The sequence below is a fragment of the Microbacterium sp. zg-B185 genome, from assembly GCF_030246885.1.
In the GTDB taxonomy this organism is placed as follows: Bacteria; Actinomycetota; Actinomycetes; order Actinomycetales; family Microbacteriaceae; genus Microbacterium.
The window spans coordinates 1,569,923-1,588,902 of sequence record NZ_CP126739.1 but is presented as its reverse complement, the minus strand read 5'-3'; the positions used below and the strand labels follow the sequence as shown (position 1 = coordinate 1,588,902).

Annotated in this window: 18 protein-coding genes and 1 tRNA gene; 8 read left to right on the top strand and 11 right to left on the bottom strand. The window is 70.0% G+C overall.

Going from position 1 to position 18,980, the window contains the following annotated elements; all coding sequences use genetic code 11:
* Nucleotides 1-73: 73 nt before the first annotated feature.
* Nucleotides 74-2,662 (bottom strand): leucine--tRNA ligase, encoded by a 2,589-nt coding sequence (gene leuS / locus QNO12_RS07670; protein ID WP_257502185.1) that lies wholly within the window; start codon nucleotides 2,660-2,662, stop codon nucleotides 74-76.
* A 71-nt stretch (nucleotides 2,663-2,733) separates the two neighbouring features.
* Entirely contained in the window at nucleotides 2,734-4,038 is a 1,305-nt protein-coding gene (gene pabB, locus QNO12_RS07665) for an aminodeoxychorismate synthase component I (RefSeq protein WP_257502184.1), read from the bottom strand.
* A gap of 43 nt (nucleotides 4,039-4,081) precedes the next feature.
* Between pabB and QNO12_RS07660 the strand changes: the two genes are divergently transcribed.
* From QNO12_RS07660 to QNO12_RS07650, 3 genes are read left to right on the top strand one after another with little or no spacing between them, the layout of a single operon-like run.
* Entirely contained in the window at nucleotides 4,082-4,780 is a 699-nt protein-coding gene (locus QNO12_RS07660; RefSeq protein WP_257502183.1) for a DedA family protein, read from the top strand.
* 4 nt (nucleotides 4,781-4,784) lie between these two features.
* The gene (locus QNO12_RS07655) at nucleotides 4,785-5,822 is read left to right on the top strand and encodes an App1 family protein phosphatidate phosphatase (RefSeq protein WP_257502182.1); all 1,038 of its coding nucleotides are present in this window, start codon (nucleotides 4,785-4,787) and stop codon (nucleotides 5,820-5,822) included.
* 41 nt (nucleotides 5,823-5,863) lie between these two features.
* Complete coding sequence (locus QNO12_RS07650) at nucleotides 5,864-6,571, top strand: SOS response-associated peptidase (protein WP_257502181.1); 708 nt, start codon at nucleotides 5,864-5,866, stop codon at nucleotides 6,569-6,571.
* A gap of 33 nt (nucleotides 6,572-6,604) precedes the next feature.
* On the opposite strand, the gene QNO12_RS07645 is transcribed toward QNO12_RS07650, so the two are convergent.
* The 5 genes from QNO12_RS07645 to QNO12_RS07625 all read right to left on the bottom strand — a co-directional run bounded on the left by QNO12_RS07645 (nucleotide 6,605) and on the right by QNO12_RS07625 (nucleotide 11,738).
* On the bottom strand, nucleotides 6,605-7,816 hold the full coding sequence (locus QNO12_RS07645; RefSeq protein WP_257502180.1) for a glycoside hydrolase family 3 N-terminal domain-containing protein: 1,212 nt from the start codon (nucleotides 7,814-7,816) through the stop codon (nucleotides 6,605-6,607).
* Nucleotides 7,817-7,862: 46 nt separating this feature from the next.
* Nucleotides 7,863-9,542, bottom strand: a complete 1,680-nt coding sequence (locus QNO12_RS07640; RefSeq protein ID WP_257502179.1) for an acyl-CoA dehydrogenase family protein — start codon at nucleotides 9,540-9,542, stop codon at nucleotides 7,863-7,865.
* 74 nt (nucleotides 9,543-9,616) lie between these two features.
* A complete protein-coding gene (locus QNO12_RS07635) occupies nucleotides 9,617-10,786 on the bottom strand; it encodes a PQQ-dependent sugar dehydrogenase (protein WP_257502178.1) in 1,170 nt (389 codons plus the stop codon).
* The gene (locus tag QNO12_RS07630) at nucleotides 10,783-11,259 is read right to left on the bottom strand and encodes a VOC family protein (RefSeq protein WP_257502177.1); all 477 of its coding nucleotides are present in this window, start codon (nucleotides 11,257-11,259) and stop codon (nucleotides 10,783-10,785) included. The genes QNO12_RS07635 and QNO12_RS07630 overlap by 4 nt, the downstream gene beginning before the upstream one ends.
* A gap of 403 nt (nucleotides 11,260-11,662) precedes the next feature.
* Nucleotides 11,663-11,738 (bottom strand) — tRNA-Ala (locus QNO12_RS07625).
* Nucleotides 11,739-11,878: 140 nt separating this feature from the next.
* Between QNO12_RS07625 and QNO12_RS07620 the strand changes: the two genes are divergently transcribed.
* The 4 genes from QNO12_RS07620 to QNO12_RS07605 all read left to right on the top strand — a co-directional run bounded on the left by QNO12_RS07620 (nucleotide 11,879) and on the right by QNO12_RS07605 (nucleotide 15,450).
* The gene (locus QNO12_RS07620; RefSeq protein WP_257502176.1) at nucleotides 11,879-12,835 is read left to right on the top strand and encodes an ABC transporter ATP-binding protein; all 957 of its coding nucleotides are present in this window, start codon (nucleotides 11,879-11,881) and stop codon (nucleotides 12,833-12,835) included.
* Nucleotides 12,828-13,625, top strand: coding sequence for an ABC transporter permease subunit (locus tag QNO12_RS07615; protein WP_257502175.1), 798 nt, complete (start codon nucleotides 12,828-12,830; stop codon nucleotides 13,623-13,625). The genes QNO12_RS07620 and QNO12_RS07615 overlap by 8 nt, the downstream gene beginning before the upstream one ends.
* A gap of 11 nt (nucleotides 13,626-13,636) precedes the next feature.
* Entirely contained in the window at nucleotides 13,637-14,161 is a 525-nt protein-coding gene (locus QNO12_RS07610; protein ID WP_257502174.1) for a DUF1697 domain-containing protein, read from the top strand.
* Between the two features lie 77 nt (nucleotides 14,162-14,238).
* A complete protein-coding gene (locus QNO12_RS07605) occupies nucleotides 14,239-15,450 on the top strand; it encodes a saccharopine dehydrogenase family protein (RefSeq protein ID WP_257502173.1) in 1,212 nt (403 codons plus the stop codon).
* On the opposite strand, the gene QNO12_RS07600 is transcribed toward QNO12_RS07605, so the two are convergent.
* Genes QNO12_RS07600 through QNO12_RS07585 form a run of 4 tightly spaced genes read right to left on the bottom strand, consistent with a single transcriptional unit; the run spans nucleotide 15,410 to nucleotide 16,715 of the window.
* Nucleotides 15,410-15,739, bottom strand: coding sequence for a TfoX/Sxy family protein (locus tag QNO12_RS07600; protein WP_257502172.1), 330 nt, complete (start codon nucleotides 15,737-15,739; stop codon nucleotides 15,410-15,412). The genes QNO12_RS07605 and QNO12_RS07600 overlap by 41 nt on opposite strands.
* A gap of 4 nt (nucleotides 15,740-15,743) precedes the next feature.
* A complete protein-coding gene (locus QNO12_RS07595; RefSeq protein WP_257502171.1) occupies nucleotides 15,744-15,968 on the bottom strand; it encodes a hypothetical protein in 225 nt (74 codons plus the stop codon).
* Nucleotides 15,965-16,396: an SRPBCC family protein gene (locus tag QNO12_RS07590; protein WP_257502170.1), complete on the bottom strand. Its 432-nt coding sequence runs from the start codon at nucleotides 16,394-16,396 to the stop codon at nucleotides 15,965-15,967. Before QNO12_RS07590 ends, QNO12_RS07595 begins: the two co-directional genes overlap by 4 nt.
* Complete coding sequence (locus QNO12_RS07585; protein WP_257502169.1) at nucleotides 16,389-16,715, bottom strand: ArsR/SmtB family transcription factor; 327 nt, start codon at nucleotides 16,713-16,715, stop codon at nucleotides 16,389-16,391. Before QNO12_RS07585 ends, QNO12_RS07590 begins: the two co-directional genes overlap by 8 nt.
* A gap of 194 nt (nucleotides 16,716-16,909) precedes the next feature.
* Between QNO12_RS07585 and QNO12_RS07580 the strand changes: the two genes are divergently transcribed.
* A complete protein-coding gene (locus QNO12_RS07580; RefSeq protein ID WP_257502168.1) occupies nucleotides 16,910-18,967 on the top strand; it encodes a serine hydrolase domain-containing protein in 2,058 nt (685 codons plus the stop codon).
* Nucleotides 18,968-18,980: the final 13 nt, after the last annotated feature.

The window sequence follows — 18,980 nt, the reverse complement described above, 5'->3', positions numbered from 1 at the left end:
CCCAGCGAGGAACCGGCTCGATCGGTTCCGGAATCTGGAGGATAACCCACGCGCTCCGGGCACCACAACGGCATCAGCTGGTGCTGAAACTGACCACCTTCGGCGGACGCACCACGGCGCGGGTGATCTCCCGGCCGTTCAGCGCGCGCTGCACGCGGGCATCGGCGCGTGCCAGCGCTTCCAGCTCGTCCGGATCGATCCGGGCGGAGACCTCGATGGTCGCGCGGACCTTGCCGTCGATCTGGATGACGGTGGTGACCGTGTCCTCCACCAGCAGCGTCGCATCGGGCTGGCGCCAGGGCACCAGACCGACGAACGGCTGGTAGCCCAGCATCTCCCACATCTCCTCCGCAGTGTGCGGGGCGAACAGGTCCAGGACCATTGCGGTCGTCTCGGCCGCCTCGCGGACGGCGGGATCGGCCGGGCCGGCCCCGCTGTCGATCACCTTGCGGGTGGCGTTGACCAGTTCCATCAGCCGCGCGACCACCACGTTGAACTTGGTGTGCTCGACCAGCCCGGGAGCGTCGGCGAGCAGGCGGTGGGTGACGCGTCGCAGCGCCTGGTCGCCCTCGGCCCAGACCACGTCCGGGCTGCTGGCCACGTCCTGGGCCACGCGCCAGGCCCGCGCCAGGAACTTCTGCGCGCCGGTGGTCGAGACGTCCTCCCAGTTGATGTCGTCCTCGACCGGACCGGCGAAGGCGACCGCGACGCGCACGGCATCCGCGCCGGGGTCGACCATGCTCGCGGAGAACTCGACCAGGTTGCCCTTGCTCTTGGACATCTTGGAGCCGCCGAGCAGGACCATTCCCTGGTTGATCAGGGTCGAGAACGGTTCGGTGAAGTCCACCAGACCCATGTCGAAGAGGACCTTGGTGATGAAGCGCGCGTACAGCAGATGCAGGATCGCGTGCTCGACGCCGCCGATGTACGAATCGACGGGCGCCCACTTGGCGGCCTCTTTCGGCGAGAACGCCTCGGTCGGGTCACCCGGTGAGAGGAAGCGCAGGAAATACCACGAGCTGTCCACGAAGGTGTCCATCGTGTCCGGATCGCGCGTGGCCGGTGCGCCGGTCTCGGGGTCGGTCGTGGCCATCCACTCCTTCGCGGCACCCAGCGGCGACGTTCCCCTCGGCGCCAGGTCGAGTTCCTTGGCGTCGGGCAGGGTCAGCGGCAGCTGCTCGTCGGGCACCGGAACGGTGCGGCCGTCCTCGGTGTGGATCATGGGGATCGGGGTGCCCCAGAAACGCTGGCGTGAGATGAGCCAATCCCGCAGTCGATAGGACTTCGACGTGCGGCCCGTGCCGGCAGCGGTGAGCTGCTCGGTGATGCGCGCGATGGCGTTTCGCTTGGAGAGCCCGTCGAGCGGTCCGGAGTTGATCATCCGGCCCTCGCCGGTCAGCGCGACGCCGGTCGTTGCCGGGTCCAGGTCGGGGACGGATGCCGCGCTCGGGCCGGGATCGATGGGATCGCCGTGCTCGTCCAGCTCGATCACGGCGATCGCGCCGGTCACCGGCGCGGTCGTGTCCACGACCACCCGCACCGGCAGATCGAAGGCGCGCGCGAAGTCGAGGTCGCGCTGGTCGTGGGCGGGCACGGCCATGACGGCGCCGTGCCCGTAGTCGGCCAGCACGTAGTCGGCAGCCCAGATCGGCAGTCGCTCGCCGTTGATCGGGTTGATGGCGTACCGCTCCAGGAAGACGCCGGTCTTGGGACGATCCGTGCTCTGGCGCTCGATCTCGGAGGTGCGGCCGACGCTGGTCAGGTAGTCCTGGAATCGGAGCTGCACCTCGCTCGACGCCCCCGCCGCCAGGGTCGAGGCCAGGTCGGAGTCGGGGGCCACGACGAAGAAGGTCGCGCCGTACAGCGTGTCCGGGCGCGTGGAGAAGACGGTGACCTTCTCGGGGTGTCCTTCGATCTCGAAGTCGATGTCGGCCCCGATGGATCGTCCGATCCAGTTGCGCTGCATGCGCAGCACCTTCTGGGGCCAGAAGCCTTCGAGCTGGTTCAGGTCGTCCAGGAGGCGGTCGGCGTACTCGGTGATCCGGAAGTACCACTGGGTGAGCTTCTTCTTGACCACTTCGGTGCCGCAGCGCTCGCAGCGGCCGTCCACGACCTGCTCATTGGCCAGCACGGTCTGATCGTTCGGGCACCAGTTGACCGGGCTCTCCTTGCGGTAGGCCAGACCGCGCTCGTACAGGCGCTGGAACAGCCACTGGTTCCAGCGGTAGTAGTCCGGGTCGCTGGTGTGCAGGATCCGGCTCCAGTCGTATGACGAGCCGTACTCGCGGAAGCTCTTCTTGTGCTGTTCGATGTTCGCGTACGTCCACTCGCGCGGGTCGGCACCGCGCTGGATCGCCGCGTTCTCGGCGGGCAGCCCGAAGGAGTCCCAGCCGATCGGGTTGAGCACGTTGTAGCCGCGGTGGCGCCAGAAACGCGCCACCACGTCGACGTACGCATAGCTCTCGGCGTGACCCATGTGCAGGTCACCCGAGGGGTAGGGGAACATGCCCAGCACGTACTTCCGCGGCCGTCGATCCTCGGCGCCGCCCGCACGGAACGGGTCGGCCTCGCGCCACCGCGCCTGCCACTTCTGCTGGATGGCGTAGGCATCGTACCCGCCCTCGGAGGGCGCGGCGGTGTCGGGCGGAAGGGTCTGACTCACGGAAAGATGCCAATCGTGGGGGTGTGCTGGACGCGCAGAGCGCGCCTTCTAGGCTACCGGACCGCGCCTCGTCACCAGCCGGGAGGCAGATCCGCGCCGATCGCGGCCAGTGGGCCCCGGGCCTTGACGCCGACCTCGGCGACCTCCGCGGCGGCCTCGGACCGCCATGTGATCCCTCCGCCTGCTCCCACGTACGCTCCGCCCGGGTGCACGACGATGGAGCGGATCACCATCGCCAGATCCAGCGCACCGTCGCTGCCGATCCATCCGAAGCAGCCGGCGAACACGCCACGTGGGCCACGTTCCAGCTCGTGCAGGATCGTCATCGCGGACAGCTTCGGAGCTCCGGTCATGCTCCCGGCGGGGAAGGTCGCATCGAGCAGGTCGCCGACGGTGACGTCCGGTGTCAGCGTCCCGGACACGGTGCTCACCAGCTGGTGCACCGCCGGATACGACTCCACCTCGAGAAGACCCTCGACGCCCACTGAGCCGGGTTCGCAGACACGCGACAGGTCGTTGCGCATCAGGTCCACGATCATGACGTTCTCGGCCCGTTCCTTCTGGCTGGTCCGCAGCTCCTCGGCCAGGGCGGCGTCCTCGATCGGATCGGAGCCGCGCGGCCGGGTTCCCTTGATCGGCCGGGTGCGCACGACGCCGTCCTCGACCTCCAGGAAACGCTCGGGGCTCGCGCTGGCGAGCGCGAACTCTCCCGAGCGGACGAGCCCGCCGTGGTGCGCCGGCGTCATCCGTCGCAACCGGGCGTACGTGGCCACCGCATCGACCTCGGCATCCACGGTGAACCGCGTCGTCAAGCACAGCTGGTAGGCATCGCCTTCGCGGATGGCGTCCCGGCAGCGTTCGATCAGCGCCGCGTACGCGTCCGGCTCATGCCGGCCCGTCGCCTGCACCCGCAGCGGCACCGGCGCACCGATGCCCGGGTGGGGAGCAGTCACAGCCGCCGCGAACGCTTCGACCGCTTCGGCGGGCGCCACCGCCCAGGCGCGGCGACGGGCATGATCGAAGGCCACGAAGCGCTCCACCCGGAGCCACCGCTCGGTGGGCGCATCGGGACCGGCCTCACTCACCGGCGCTCCCGCACGAGCAGCCGCGTCCTCGTATCCGAGCCACCCGATCCACCCGCCGCGGAAGCGGCCGGCATCCCACCCGTCCCGCGGCCGGGCGCCGGCCAGCGCGACGGCGCGCACGCGGTCGGGATGATCCTCCACGACACCGTCGCCCACCCAGCTCCAGCCGCTCTCGGCCGATGGTCCTGCGTCCAGCCAGAAGGAATCAGAGGAGCAGCCGACGATGAATGCGTGGACGGACGCCGGGTCCTGCCACCCGCTCAGAGGGACGGCGATCAGGGGCTCCGGCATCCTCCCAGGCTAGAGGGCCGCGGGGCCGCTCTAGGCTTCAGGTGTGAACGAGTTCCTCACCTGGCTGCTCGACACCGTCCAGAGCGTCGACCCGCTGCTGCGGACGGTGCTGGCCGGGCTGGCGATCATGCTCGAGACCAGCGTGCTGGTCGGGCTGGTCGTCCCGGGTGACACCGTCGTGATCATCGCGGGCACCGCGGTGGCATCGCCGCTCGAGGGGGTGCTGCTGGGCGTGGCGGTCGTGATCGGCGCGCTGATCGGCGAGAGCATCGGATTCGGGCTCGGCCGCTTCCTCGGTCCGAAGATCCGTCACTCGCGGCTGGGCCGGCGCATCGGTGAGGACAACTGGAGACGCTCGGAGAGATATCTGCGCAGACGCGGCGGACCCGCCATCTTCGTATCCCGGTTCCTGCCCGTGCTGCACTCGCTGGTGCCGCTGACGGTCGGGATGAGCGGGTTCTCGTACCGCCGTTTCCTGGCATGGACCCTCCCCGCCTGTGTGATCTGGGCGGGACTTTATGTGTCCGTCGCCGCTCTGGCCGCCGGAAGCTACCGCGAGCTGGCCGATCGACTGCACTTCGCGGGCTACATCTTCGTCGCGATCATCGTCGCGTTCGTCCTCCTGGTCTTCGTCGCCAAGAAGCTCATCGAGCGGGTCGAGCTCAGGCACCTCTCCGACGATGACGGGGAGCCCGACGTGTCCCCCGGGACGATGGGCACCGCGGATGACGTGAAAGACTGAAGGGATGCCCCCTTCCTCGACGACGCCCGAGCGCCCGAAAGTGCTGTGGCTCGCCAGGCTCGAGTACCGCTTCCACTCCTGGCGGGAGCGCCGGGCCCGTGCCCGCGGCCTCACGCCGACGGTCACCCCGTTCCCCGGATACGGCGGACCCGACTGGGTCCGGGTACTCGGCCGCGTGATGATCGTCCGGCCGGCGCCGTCGTCGGCGTCGGTCGAGTACGAGAGCGTGCGCGGCTGGCGCAGCTTCGCCGCCGTCCCGGTGGGGTACGCACAGGTGCAGATCACCGTCGCCGATGCGGTGCACGAGGTGGTCGCCGATCGGGGCGGTGTGATCGACACGGTCATCCCGGCTCACCTGGCGCCCGGCTGGCAGACACTGACGATGTCGGTCGAGGGTGGCGAACCCGTGGAGACCCGCGTCTTCGTCGTCGGCGCCGATGTGCGCCTCGGGATCGTGTCCGACGTGGACGACACCGTCATGGTCACCGCCCTGCCGCGCCCACTCCTGGCGGCGTGGAACTCCTTCGTCGTGAACGAACATGCCCGCCAGCCCGTGCCCGGGATGGCCGTCCTCATGGAGCGGCTGGTCCGCGACGCACCCGGCACGCCGGTGATCTACCTGTCCACGGGCGCCTGGAACGTGGCGCCCACGCTCATCCGGTTCCTCAGGCGGCACCTCTTTCCCTCCGGGGCCGTGCTGCTGACGGACTGGGGCCCGACGCATGACCGATGGTTCCGAAGCGGCAAGGCGCACAAGCTGTCCAACCTGCGCCGCCTGGCCGAGGAGTTCCCGGACATGAAGTGGCTGCTGATCGGCGATGACGGCCAGCACGACGACGAGATCTACACGACCTTCGCCATCGAGAGCCCCGGCAAGGTCAGGGCGGTGGCCATCCGACGACTGTCCCCCGCCGAGGCGGTGCTGGCCGGTGGCCGCACCGCGGTCGACGACCACACCGCGGCGTCGGTGCCGTGGGTCACGGGATCAGACGGAGCCGGACTCGTCGAGCGACTCGAAGAGGTCGGCGTCCTGGAACGCTGATCCGCGCGCTCGTGTCGACGGGCGCACGTAAGCTCGCAGGCATGTGCGGACGTTTCGTGGTGGCCGACGTCGCTTCCGACCTCGTCAGCGTGCTGCGGGTCGATCTCGAAGGCGAGAACCTGCCCGCGCCGTCGTACAACATCGCACCCACGGCCCAGGTGGCGATCGTGCTGGACTCGTCCAAGACCGAGCCGCCCACCCGCCGGCTCGAGGCCGCCCGCTGGGGTCTGGTGCCGTCGTGGGCGAAGGACCCATCGGTGGGTGCGCGGGCCTTCAACGCGCGGTCCGAGGAGCTCGAGGACAAGCCGATGTTCCGCAGCGCGCTGGAGAAGCGTCGCGCAATCGTTCCGGCATCCGGCTATTACGAATGGAAGCCGGTCGGCGACGCGAAGGTCCCGCACTACATCCACCCCGCCGACGGGTCACCGCTGTTCCTGGCGGGCCTGTACGAGTGGTGGCGGAACCCGCAACTGCCCGAGGATGATCCTGCCCGCTGGCTGCTGAGCTTCACGATCCTGACCCGTGACTCCATCGGCCGCCTGGGATCCATCCACGATCGGATGCCGCTGTTGCTGGATCCCGATCACGCGGATGCGTGGCTGGATCCCACCGTCGAGAACGTCGGTGATGTGCTGGACGCCGCGATCGACGCCGCGCCGGCGGTCGCGGCCACCCTGGACGATCACGTCGTGCCCGCCGCGGTGGGCAACGTCCGCAACGACTCCCCCGCGCTGATCGAGCCCGCGTAGGAACACGACCTCGGGTGTGTCCGACCCGCTGGCTCACTCCACCGGGGCGCACTCTCCGCAGGGCACCAGCCCGCGTCCGGCGGCGGCGACCTGGAGTCTTGCCGTGGTCACGCGCAGTGCCGCCTCTTCGAGGCGGTCCGGAGACAGGATGCCGCTGTCCGCGGCGGCAGCGATTCCCTCGACGATTCGCGGTGCCGTCTCCACGGAGGAGAACATCACCGACAGGACCATGTCGTTTCCCGCCGCCAGCGCGGCCACGGCATTGGCGACGGGGTCCTGGTATCCGTCGAGCCCGGACGCCTGCAGCATCCCCAGGTCGTCCGTGATAGCGAGGCCGGTGAACCCGAGCTCCTCGCGGGCGATGCGGTGCCACTCGGCCGACAGCGTGGCCGGTGCGGCATCGATCGCGGGATAGGAGAGGTGGCCGAACATCAGGATGTCCGCGCCGGCGTCGATCCCGGTCCGGAAGGGCACGCCGTCCGTTGCGGTCCACTCGTCCTTGGTGCGTCCCGAGGTGGGGATGCCGGAGTGCGAATCGCCCGGCGCGGCGCCGTGTCCGGGGAAGTGCTTGAGGGTGGACATGGCCTGTCCGCTCGAGCCGGCCACGGCGGCATCCACCCGCGCGGCGGACTCTTCCGGGGTCGTGCCGAGGGCGCGGCGGAAGATGAACATGGACCGGTCGTCGGTGACGTCGGCGACGATTCCGAAGTTCACCCCGATCCCGGCGCGTTGCAGGAGTGCGCTGCGGGCGGCGAACGCCCCGCCGGCGGCTTCTGCCGGCTGGTCCTTCAGGGTGACCGCGGACCCGAAACCGTCCCAGGGCAGGCGGGAGACATCGCCGCCCTCCTGATCGACGGCGATCAGCGGCGGCAGCGCGGCATCCGTTGTCAGGGCGGCAGTCAGCTGTCGCAGCTCGGTCTCGGACGCGGGGATGTTGGCGCCCATCAGGATGAACCCGCCGATGCCGGTGCGCGCCATGTAGTCGGCCAGGGCGGTCGCGTCCGTGCTGGGGATGTGGCCCATCACGACGCTCGCCGCCCGCTCACGTGTGGTCATCGCCGCCACCAGCTCACGCGCCCGCGCGACCTGGTCCGACCCGGCGATCACCCGGACCGTTCCGTGTTCCGCCGCACTCGGCGAGGGTTCCGTCGCCGGTCGATCCGTGCCGTGGGACGGCGGCGCGAGACCCAGGACGAGCAGCGCGCTGAGCACGCCGGCGACGAGGGTGCTGCGAGCCGAGTTCACCCCGTCAGCCTAGGCGTGGTCCCTGGGCGGCGCCGGAGCAGGGGGCTCAGTGCCGTGCCACGATGGCGGCGGCATCCGTCCCGCGCGGAAGGCCGCCGTACTGCGCCGTGCGGTCCTCACCGAGGCGCGCCGCGAGGAACGCCTCCGCCGCCACCGACGGGGCGTGACGCAGCATGAGGGACCCTTGCAGCGCGAGAGCGAGGTTCTCGCTGAGCCGCCGCGCCTGCGCCTGCGCCTCGTCGAGATCCGCGCCGGCGATCTCATCCATCATCCGGAGTGTGCGAGCGACGTGTGCGTCCAGAAGTGCGGAGCCGCCGGAGGTCATCTCGAGCTCGGCGGCGAACGCCGCGGCCGACTCCGGATCGCGGGAGAGGGCGCGCAGCACGTCCAGTGCGATGACGTTGCCGGTGCCCTCCCAGATGGCCATCACCGGCTGTTCCCGGTAGCGGCGGGCGAGCGGGAAGCTCTCCGAGTAGCCGTTGCCGCCCAGGCATTCCAGCGCCTCGTACGCGTGGTGCGGCCCGCGTTTGGTGACCCAGTACTTCGACACGGGGGTCGCGAGGCGGCGGAAGGCGATGTCGGAATCGGACGCGTCCGCGCCGAACGCCTGCGCCAGGCGCAGCCCTGTCAGCATGGCGGCCTCCGACTCGAGGGCGAGATCGGCGAGCACCGAGGTCATCGCGGCCTGATCCACCAGGAGCTTGCCGAACGCGGACCGGCCCCGTGCATGCCACGTCGCCTCCGCGACGGCCTGGCGCATCCCCGCTGCCGAGCCCAGCACGCAGTCCATCCGGGTCCGCTGCACCATCTCGATGATGGTGCGCACGCCTCGCCCCGGCTCGCCGAGGACCATCCCGATCGTCCCGTCGAATTCGACCTCGGCCGACGCGTTGGACCGATTGCCGAGTTTGTCCTTGAGGCGCTGGATCCGGAAGACGTTGCGCATCCCGCGCTGCAGCAGGCGCGGCACGAACAGGCAGCTCAGCCCCTCCTCCACATTGCCCCGCCGCGTGTTCGCCAGCACCAGGAAGCCGTCCGACATCGGGGCGGAGCAGAACCACTTGTGACCGGTCAGCTGGTACGCGTGACCGCCCATCGCCTCGCCGACCGTGGTGCCGGCCCGGACGTCCGACCCGCCCTGCTTCTCGGTCATGGCCATGCCGATCAGCGCACTCGTCTTCTCCTCGTTGGGCAGCAGCCGTGGCTCGTACTCGCGCGAGTACAGGCGCGGAAGCCACGCGTCGGCGACCCACGGCGACTCCTTGATCGATGCCACCGCGGCGTGCGTCATCGACACCGGGCAGGCGTGCCCCGGCTCCACCTGCGCGAACAGCATGAACATCGCCGCGCGCGCCACGTCCGCACCCTGCTTCGGATCGGACCACGCCGAGGTGTGCGCACCCCGGGCGACAGCCTCGGAGATGACCCGGTGGTAGGACGGGTCGTACTCCACTTCGTCCAGCCGGAAGCCCCAGCGATCGTGGGCCTGCGCTACCGGCGGGTGCACATTCGCAAGGGTGGCATCGCGCTGGAACGAGGGCGAACCGACCAGCGCACCGGCCTCGCGCAACGCCTCATCCGCCCAGGCCGCGCCGAATGCGGCGACACCCTCCACGAGCGGAGCGTTCGCGGCGTACTCGTTCACCTCCGTGCGCACCGGTGGCTGATTCTCGACGTAGTGGGTCGCGGCGCCGATCACGCGCTGCCCGCGGGCGACTGAGGTCACGCTTGCTCCCGTTCTCGGGACGCCACCACGACGCCCGCCGGTCTCACCGTATCGGTCGCCGCGAGCCGCCTGTCTCACGGCGCGGGGGCGAGCGGCACGCTGATCAGGAGGTCATCGTCCGCACGCGGCGCCCCACGGCCGTCGGTGTTGTTGGTGAGGATCCACAGGCCGCCGTCGGGGGCGGCGATGACATCCCGCAACCGGCCCTGACCCGCCAACCCGACGGTCGGCGGCGCGGCCCCGTCGGGCGGCGTCGCATTCACCACCCACAGGCGTTCGCCGCGCAGACCCGCGACGAACACCGTGTCGCCGACGGCGGCGATACCGCTGGGACTGGCGTCGCCGGGCGTCCACACCACGACAGGGTCGGTGAACCTGGCATCGCCGGCCTCCCCCTCCACGACCGGCCAGCCGTAGTTGGCCCCCGCGACGATGCGGTTCAGTTCGTCCCACGCGTTCTGACCGAACTCGCTGGCCCACAGCTGGCCGTCCGCGCTCCAGGCCAGCCCTTGGACATTGCGGTGTCCCAGGGTCCACACCGCAGTGCCGAAGGGGTTGTCCGGGGCGGGGGCTCCCTCCGGCGTCAGCCGCAGGATCTTCCCGCCCAGCGCGTCCGGATCCTGCGCGGCATCCGGATCCTGCGCGTCACCGGTGCTCACGTACAGCAGACCGTCCGGCCCGAAGGCGATGCGACCGCCGTTGTGCGTGCCGGTGCGTCGGATGCCGGCAAGCACGGTCTGCGCCTCGCCGAGACCCAGCTCGCCGGGATCGCCGAGCAGCGGCATCCGCACGACCCGATTGTCCTCCGCCGCACCGTGATACGCGTAGAGCCAGCGTTCCCCCGAGCTCTCGTCCTCCCACACGGCCAGGCCATGAAGCCCGGACTCCCCGCCCGAGACCACACCGGGCACGACTCCTGCCGTTCGCAGCCCACCCCGCGGTGTCAGCTCCCGCACGGTGCCGCTGTCGCGCTCGGAGACGAGCGCTCCGCCCGTATCGAGAGCCACGACCGACCAGGGCGCGACCAGGCCGGTGGCCAGAGTGGTCGGTGCTCCGGCCGGCTGCCATCGACCCTGCACGACGGTCGTCGACGGCGCAGCGGTCGCAGACGGCGAGGGGGTCGCCTGCGGCGAGGCGGCACGCGTGGGCACGGCGTTCGGCGGCACGGCGGGGGCACAGCCGGATGCCGCGACCAGAGCGCACAGCAGGCACCCGATGGCCGCGGTGCGGCGCGAGCGCTTCACGAGCCGTCGGCGGCCGCCTCGAGGGCGGCGATGTCGATCCTGGTCATCCCCAGCATCGCCTGCACCGCGCGGTGCGACCGGTCCGGATCAGTGTCGCGGATGAGTTCGACCAGCCGGTCCGGCACGATCTGCCACGACACACCCCATCGATCCTTCAGCCACGCGCACGGTTGCTCCTGGCCGCCGTCGGCGGTCAACGCGTACCAGTACCGGTCCACTTCCTCCTGGTCCGCGCAGGAGAGGAACAGCGAGATCGCCTCGGTGAAGGGGAACTGGGGTCCGGCATCCATCGCGTAGTAATCGCGGCCGGCGAGGCGGAAGTGCGCGTGCATCACCTTCCCGCCCATACCCGGAACCTCGTCCGGGTACGTCGCGATGGACACGACCTCGGACCCGGGGATCAGGGCGGTGTAGAACCGGATCGCCGATTCGGCGTCGTCATCGAACCACAGGAACGGGATCACGTCGCTCATCGGGCCTCCTCGGATCATCCAGGTTCCCGCGTGGAGCGTCTGCGGTCAAGGCTGCGCTCCGGGCCCATCTCAACTCCGACGCCGATCGCGGTTCGACTGGCCACCTCTGCGCTCCAGTTGAGCGTCGCTGCCGTCCGCTACGAAGGAGAGCGGATCGACTCGGGGCCGGCGACGCGTGCGGCGCCCTGGCCGTCGGCGGGCGTCGAGGATGCCCGGCGGCTCTCGCCAGACGCGCCCGTCGCGTCGTGAACAGTGGCGCATCTTTTGGGCCGTCGCGCCGAGCGCGAAGCGGTCGACGGACTCCTCTCCCGCGCGCGCGCCGGGCGCAGCGGGTCGCTCGTGGCTGGCCCCACAAATGACAGATGTCTCGCGACATATGAGACATATGTCGCGAGACATCACATGGTGGACCTGAGGGGACTCGAACCCCTGACCCCCTGCATGCCATGCAGGTGCGCTACCAGCTGCGCCACAGGCCCGAATAGTTCTTTCGTCACCACGCCGGTTTCTCGGCCGAGCGCCTCGATCCAGGTGGTGACGCCAGTCTAGCCGAGTCGTGCCGGGGATCACTTCGACGCCCCCCCTTGCGCGCCCGCGAACGGTGTCTAGCATCCTGTACGTGCGCACACCCACTGCTGATCGGACCACCCCTGCGATCGAGACCTCGGGCCTGCACAAACGGTACGGAACCCGTACTGCTGTGCAGTCCCTCGACCTGACGATCCCCGCGGGCAGCGTGTTCGGGCTGATCGGCCCGAACGGAGCGGGCAAGACGACGACGCTGCGGATGCTGCTGGACATCATCCGCCCGACGGCGGGGATCGCCCGCGTGCTCGGCTCCGACCCGCGACGAGGCGGACCTGCGCTGCGACGACGGATCGGCTTCGTCCCTGGAGACCTCCGGCTCGAGGGACGCGTCACGGGCAGACGCCTGCTCGAGTTCTACGCCGAGGTGTCGGGTCCGGTCGCTGCCGGTGCGATCGAGGAGTTCGCCGATCGACTCGGCGCCGAGCTGAATCGGCCGGTGCACACCCTCTCGAAGGGCAACAAGCAGAAGCTCGGGCTCGTTCAGGCTTTCATGCACCGGCCGGAGCTGCTGGTCCTGGACGAGCCGACCAGCGGTCTGGATCCACTGGTCCAGCGCGAGTTTCTGCAGATGCTGCGAGAAGCGCGTGCCGCCGGCCAGACGGTACTGCTCAGCTCGCACGTGCTCAGCGAGATTCAGCAAGCCGCGGATGCCGTCGCCGTCCTCAGCGGCGGGCGGGTGGTGGCAAGCGGCGATGTGGCGTCACTGCGCCTCGCGGCGGTGCGCCGCCTCCGGGTCGGACTGGTCGACGCCGAGCCCGCCAGGATCGAGCAGGAACTGGCCGAGCTCAGCCAGGTCGGGGAGGTCCACGTCATCTCCGGTCCGGATGGGTCCGTCCGGGTGACCGCCACGGTGGCCGGCGACATCAATCCCGTGGTCGGGATGCTGGCCCGCCATCGCATCGCGGATCTCGCCGTCGAAGAGCCCGACCTGGAGGAATCCGTCCTGCGCCTCTACGGAGCGCACACCACGGGAGCACCCGATGCGTGAGCTGGCCCTGCTGCGGCGGACCCTGCGGGAGTCATGGCGCGGGCTGCTGGGCTGGACCGCAGGCGTCGCGGCGGCGCTGGCGCTGTACCTCCCGCTGTTTCCGAGTATCGGCGGCAATGGCCAGCTGCAGCAGGTCATCGAAAGCCTGCCGCCAGAACTGGTCGCCGCGCTCGGATACGACCAGATCGGAACGGGCGCGGGATACACCCAATCGACGTTCTACGGGCTCATCGGATTCCTGCTGCTGAGCATCGCCGCCATCGCGTGGGGCGCCGGCGCGGTCGCGGGTGCGGAGGAATCGGGCCGTCTCGAGCTGGATCTCGCCCATGGCATCGCGCGGCGATCCTATGCACTCCAGTCCGCGCTGGCGATGCTGCTGCGCCTCCTCTGGCTCAGCGCAGCGGCCGGCGCGATCGTCGCGCTTCTCGACGCGCCGGCCACCCTCGGACTGGATGGGGCGAACATCGTCGGAGCCACCGTCGCGCTGTGGGGACTGACCGCGCTGTGCGGCGCAGTGGCGCTCCTGGCAGGCGCCCTCAGCGGCAGACGACTGTGGGCGATCGGGGCGGGAGCCGGGGTCGCGGTCCTCGGGTACGTCCTGACCGCGGTCGCCAACCAGCTGCCGGAAGCGGAGTGGCTGCGCTCCTTCTCACCGTACTCGTGGGCATACCACCAGTCCCCGCTCGCCGACGGCGCCGATCCGGTCGGGCTGACCGCGCTGTGGGCTGCGACCGCTGTCCTGATCGCTGCCTGTGCCGGGGCGCTGCAGCGCCGCGACGTCACGGGCTGACCGGAGGACGGATGCGCTGCGTCGCCCTCATGCGGAACGTCAACCAAGGCCAGCGCGGCCACCCGTCCACCGACGCCATCCTGGCCGGCTTCGCCGACGCCGGGTGCCCCGACGCGGTGACGTTCCAGAGCAACGGGACGATCCTGTTCGATGCGCGATCCCCGGAAACGGTGGTGGACGCCGCTGCTGCGGCGATCGCCATCCGCTCGGGACATGAACGTGACATGTTCTGGATCGCCTTCCAGGACGTGGCGGCGGTCGTCGACAGGTACGCCGGAGTGAGCGAGCCACGGCGGTTCGAATTCACCGCGCACCGCGGTGGCACCATCGACCTCGAGGATGCGCAGGTCGTCGGTGAAGCAGACCGCAATCGCTGCGAACTCGTCGACACCGGTCCGCGCTGGGCGCTCGTGCGCAACAGGATCGCGGGCGAGGGACACGCCACCCCGACCCTGGAGCGCATCACCGGGCACCCGGCCACCTCGCGCGGGCTGCCGAGCATGGTGCGACTGGTGCTGCGGTTCCGTTCACGATGACGAGGGCGCCGTAGGGGTCAGACGCGCGCACGCAAGCCGGTGCCTGCGGCGGTCTGCCGCGCGTAGGCTCGCGTGCCATGGGCACGAACGACCGCGAACATGACATCGTCCTGCTCGGCGCCACGGGCTTCGTCGGGCGGTTCACCGCCGAGCATCTGGCCCGATCCGCGCCCGAGGGCGCGCGCATCGCCGTCGCGGGACGATCGAGCGCACGGCTGCTGAGCCTCACGCGTGAGCTCGGCGTGAACTGGCCGACGATCGAGGTGGACACCGCGGACGACGCGGGTGTCACCCGCCTCGCCGCCTCGACGTCCGTGATCGCGACGACGGTCGGGCCGTATCTGCGCTACGGCGAGCGCGTCGTCTCCGCCTCCGCACGGGCCGGCACGTCGTACGCCGACCTGGCCGGGGAGAGCATCTTCGTCGCGCGCAGCATCCGCGACAATCACGACGCCGCCCAGCAGAGCGGAGCGAAGATCGTCCACTCGTGCGGCTTCGACTCGATCCCGTCCGATCTCGGCCTCGGTCTGGGCCATGCGGCCGCCGGCGGCGTGCCGATCATCGCGGCGACGCTGCGCGTGCGATCGCTGCGCGGCGGGATCAGCGGCGGAACCATCGACTCGCTGCGCCAGCAGATGAAGGAGGTCAGAACGGATGCCGCGGCCCGCCGCATCGTCGGGGATCCGTATGCACTCACACCCGGTCCCTCCGTTCGTCTGCCCGGCCGTGACCCGCGTGTGTGGGGCAGAGAGCGCGGGGTGTGGCAGGCGCCGTTCATCATGGGCGCCTACAACCAGCAGATCGTCCAGCGCAGCAACCACCTGACGGGCTGGAGCTACGGTCAGCTCATGCGGTACCGCGAGGTCGTGAGCACAGGACGCGGGCTGCCCGGCTTCGTGCGCGCCGCGGGAATCGGCCTGGGGACGGCGGGTTTCGTCGCCGGCGTGGCGTTTCGGCCGAGCCGGGCGATCCTGGACCGTGTTCTGCCCGCGCCGGGGGCCGGCCCCGGGGCGACGGCGATCGCCCGCGGCCGCTTCGCCCTCGACATCGACATCTACCCCGTCGAAGGCGACCCCGTCCGCACGCGCGTGGCGGCGCCGTACGATCCCGGCTACGGGGGCACCGGTGTGATGCTCGGTGAGTCGGCGCTCAGCCTCGCACTCGATGACCTGCCCGACCGCTCCGGGGTTCTGACGCCGATGGTGGCGATGGGAGAGGCGCTCGCCGATCGATTGCGCCGGCACGGGTTCACGCTGGACGCCGGCGCGCGTGCTGAACCCACAGGCTGAGGATCGCCTCGTCGGCGGCGGCGGCGCCGTCGACGCGAATCCAGCCGATGCCCATGGACCTGCCCGCACCCATCTCCGCCCGTGTGGCCTCCGATCGCTGAAGCAGCGTCGCGTCGTCCGCGGGGTCGATGCGCACGAGCAGACTGCCGTCTTTGTTGACGGCGACGAGCATGGTGTCCTCGACCATGACGGCGACGGCCCCGAACATGGAGACCTCGCGCACGGACTCGGCGGGCAGCAGCTGCTTGATCCTGTTCAACAGGTCACGCCGGTCAACCTGCGTCGGCATCGGCTCACCCCCCGTGCGGCAGGTAGCCGAGCCGGTCGAAGGACAGGCGGATATCGGTGATCTGATCGCCTTCCACGGTGAACAGCTCGCAGATCAGCGAATCCGACACGTGATCCAGTGCGCGATCGACATCGCCGCTGGTCCAGGCCCGGTGGTAGGCATCGACGATGGCTTGCGGTGTGGTGGGGTTCGGCATCCCGTGCTTTCCTTCGTACTCGGTGGTGGTCATGCTGAGGGCGTCCAGTCATCCGCCGGCAGATTCCGGCCGGTGGCGACCAACGCCAGTCGCGCGACGAAGTGCTGCCACCCGTCGACGTGCCCGGCGACCTCACCCTCGGGCAAGTCGGTGTGCACCACCTCGACCCGCGTGCCCAGGGCGGTGGCGGTCAGCTCGAACGACACGGTGGATGAACCCGGCGGCAGTGTCGCGCTGCCCTCGAATCCCCACGAGACGATGACCCGCCGCGGCCTGTCCACCTCCAGGAAGGTTCCGCGGGCGCCGTAACCGGCGATGTTCACCGAGAACTCGCCGCCGGGGGTCGGCTCCACCTGCGCCCAATCGCCCATCCACGCGGTGATCCCATCCGCGGTGATCAGATACTCGAAGACGCGCTCCGGTGCTGCCGCGATCTCGACGCTGGATCGATGCTCAGCCATCGAGCCCCTCCGCGCTGCTCTCGACCGCGCGCTTGAGGCGTGTGAGGCGCTCCGGCCAGAAGTCATCGAAGAACGCCTTGCCGACCGCGAGGCCCTCCACACGCACGGCGAACATGTGCCGGGTGCCGGATCGGGTGCCAGCGACCAGCCCGGCCCGGCTGAGCACCTTCAGGTGATGCGACACGGTCTGCTGCGACAGCCCCAGCTCGGCGGCGATCTCCCCGACCGGCCGCCGACCGTCGCGCACCAACGCGAGGATCGCCCGGCGGTGTTCATCTGCGAGGGCGCGAAACGCCTTGTCGAGGGCTGCCGGTTCCATGCCTACCAGTGTGACCACAAGCATTCGTTTGTACAAGCGCGACGTGGTGAAGGGCGATCAGCGGTGCACCAGCATTTGCGCTCTGCAGAACGGATGCGGGAGACTGACGCCCACGCGGGTGCTGGGGTCGCCACCTCCGTCGCCACATGGCGTGCACGCTCGATGGCGCCCCCCTCGGCACGAAGGAGTGCATGATGAGGGCGACCTCGCCCGTGTACGCGGCATTCGCGGCCTGCGCCGCCATCATCACGGTGGTCGCGGTGACGATCGCAGCGACCCCGAAGACCTCGGACTTCTCGCGGACCGCCTCCATCGCGAGCCAGGACGCGGAAGCCCTGCTCGCCGCGCACGATGGGACATCCCTTTCCCTGGCGCTGGTCGCCGGCGACGAGCTCGCCTGGTCTGCCACCTTCGGCGCGGTCGACACGCGCGGCACAGCGCCGACCGCCGAGACGCTGTACGGCATCGGGTCGGTCAGCAAGATCGTCACGACGGTGGCGGTCATGCAGCTGGTCGACGCCGGGAAGGTGGACCTCGACGCGGCGGTCGCGGACTACATCACCGATTTCCGGATGGAGGACCCGGGCTACACACGGGTCACCGTGCGTATGCTGCTGAACCACTCCGCCGGGTTCCCCGGCACCGATTACGCCAACGGCTTCACGTCCGCCCCGTTCGCCGACTACGCCGAGCAGATGCTCGCGCAGCTCGCTCGTTCCCGGCTCAAGAGCATGCCGGGATCGGTCGCGGTGTACTGCAACGACTGCTTCACCATGGCCGGTCTCCTGGTCGAACGGGTCAGCGGCATCCCGTTCACCGAATACGTCCAGGCCCGAGTGTTCGAGCCGCTCGGCATGACCGCGTCGATGTACCCCACGGATCCGCTGGAGCCCGGCGGGTTCGCACCGGTGATCGTCGACGGCGAGGCCCAGCCTCCGGAATACCTCAACCTCTACGCGTCCGGCGCCCTGTTCTCGACACCGCACGAGCTGGCACGGCTGGCGGCGGTGCTGCTCGGCGACGGCACGTGGCGTGGCCGGCAGGTGATCTCCCCCGCTTCGATCCAGCAGATGGGTCTGGACCACATGTCCGGCACGCTGGACCCTATCGCCTCGACGGCCTTCCGGTACGGTCTGGGCTGGGACACGGTGGCCGATCCCGGGCTGGAGGCAGTCGGTGCACGCGGCTGGGGCAAAGGCGGCGACACGGTGGATTACCACGCGGCGTTCCTGCTTGCTCCGGATTCCGACGTCGCGGTGATCATCACGGCCGCGGGCCGGCAGGTCGGTTCGGGGATGCTGAGCACTCTGGCGCAGACCGTCCTGCGCAACGCGATCAGCGAAATCCATGGCGCTGTGCTGCCGCCGGGTGCATCCGTCGACCACGACCCGCCGGAGGCACGCCCTACGACCGGTCAGCTGGACGCGATGGTCGGTTCCTACGCCGGGTCGATGCTGGTGCGCGTGGGAGCCACGCCGGAGGACTCGCTCGCCGTGGATGCGTACGCCGGCGGAAAATGGGTGCCGCCGGATTTCTACACGCTGCGCAGCGACGGCCTCTTCTGGAGCACGACCGAGCCGTCACGATCGTTGCAGACCCGTTCCGCCTTGGGACGGACCTACCTGGTGCTTCAGCTTGCCGAACCGCAGGGGACCTTTCTGGAGACCACCATCCTCGGCGAGAAGGTGTCACCGCACGACGCGCTCCGCGCCACCTGGACGGAACGGGCGGAGCGGAGCTGGGTCATCGTCAACGAGCGCTCCGACTCGCTGCTCTGGAACGGCAACCCGACCCTGACCATGGCGGATCCGGATGGCACCGGCTATCTGTGGGTCACCCATGCCCAGGGATCGACGCCCGTCGATCCGCGAGACAGCGACGATCTCGCGTCGATGTTCGTGCAGCTGCCCGCGGTGAACGGGCGCGACATGAACGACCTGCGCATACTGTTGCGCGAGGGCGAGGAGTGGGTGCAGTTCGGCTCGGCGACGTATCGCCCCGTCGAGAGCATCCCACCCCTGGAGGAAGGCGTGGTGCGGATATCGATCGGCGTCGATTCCGCCGCGCAATGGCGTTCCGTCCCCGCCGAGACGCGGCTGAGTTCGACCGGCGACGGCAGCTGGCGCGCGTACACCGCGGACGGTGATCCGATCGATGTGGCGACCGGCTGGGGAGTGCTGCCCGCCGGATCGCTCGTCGCCGTGTTCGGGATGGCCGGAGAGACCATCAGGCTCAGTGCTGAACGGATCTGAACCCGGAGCAGGG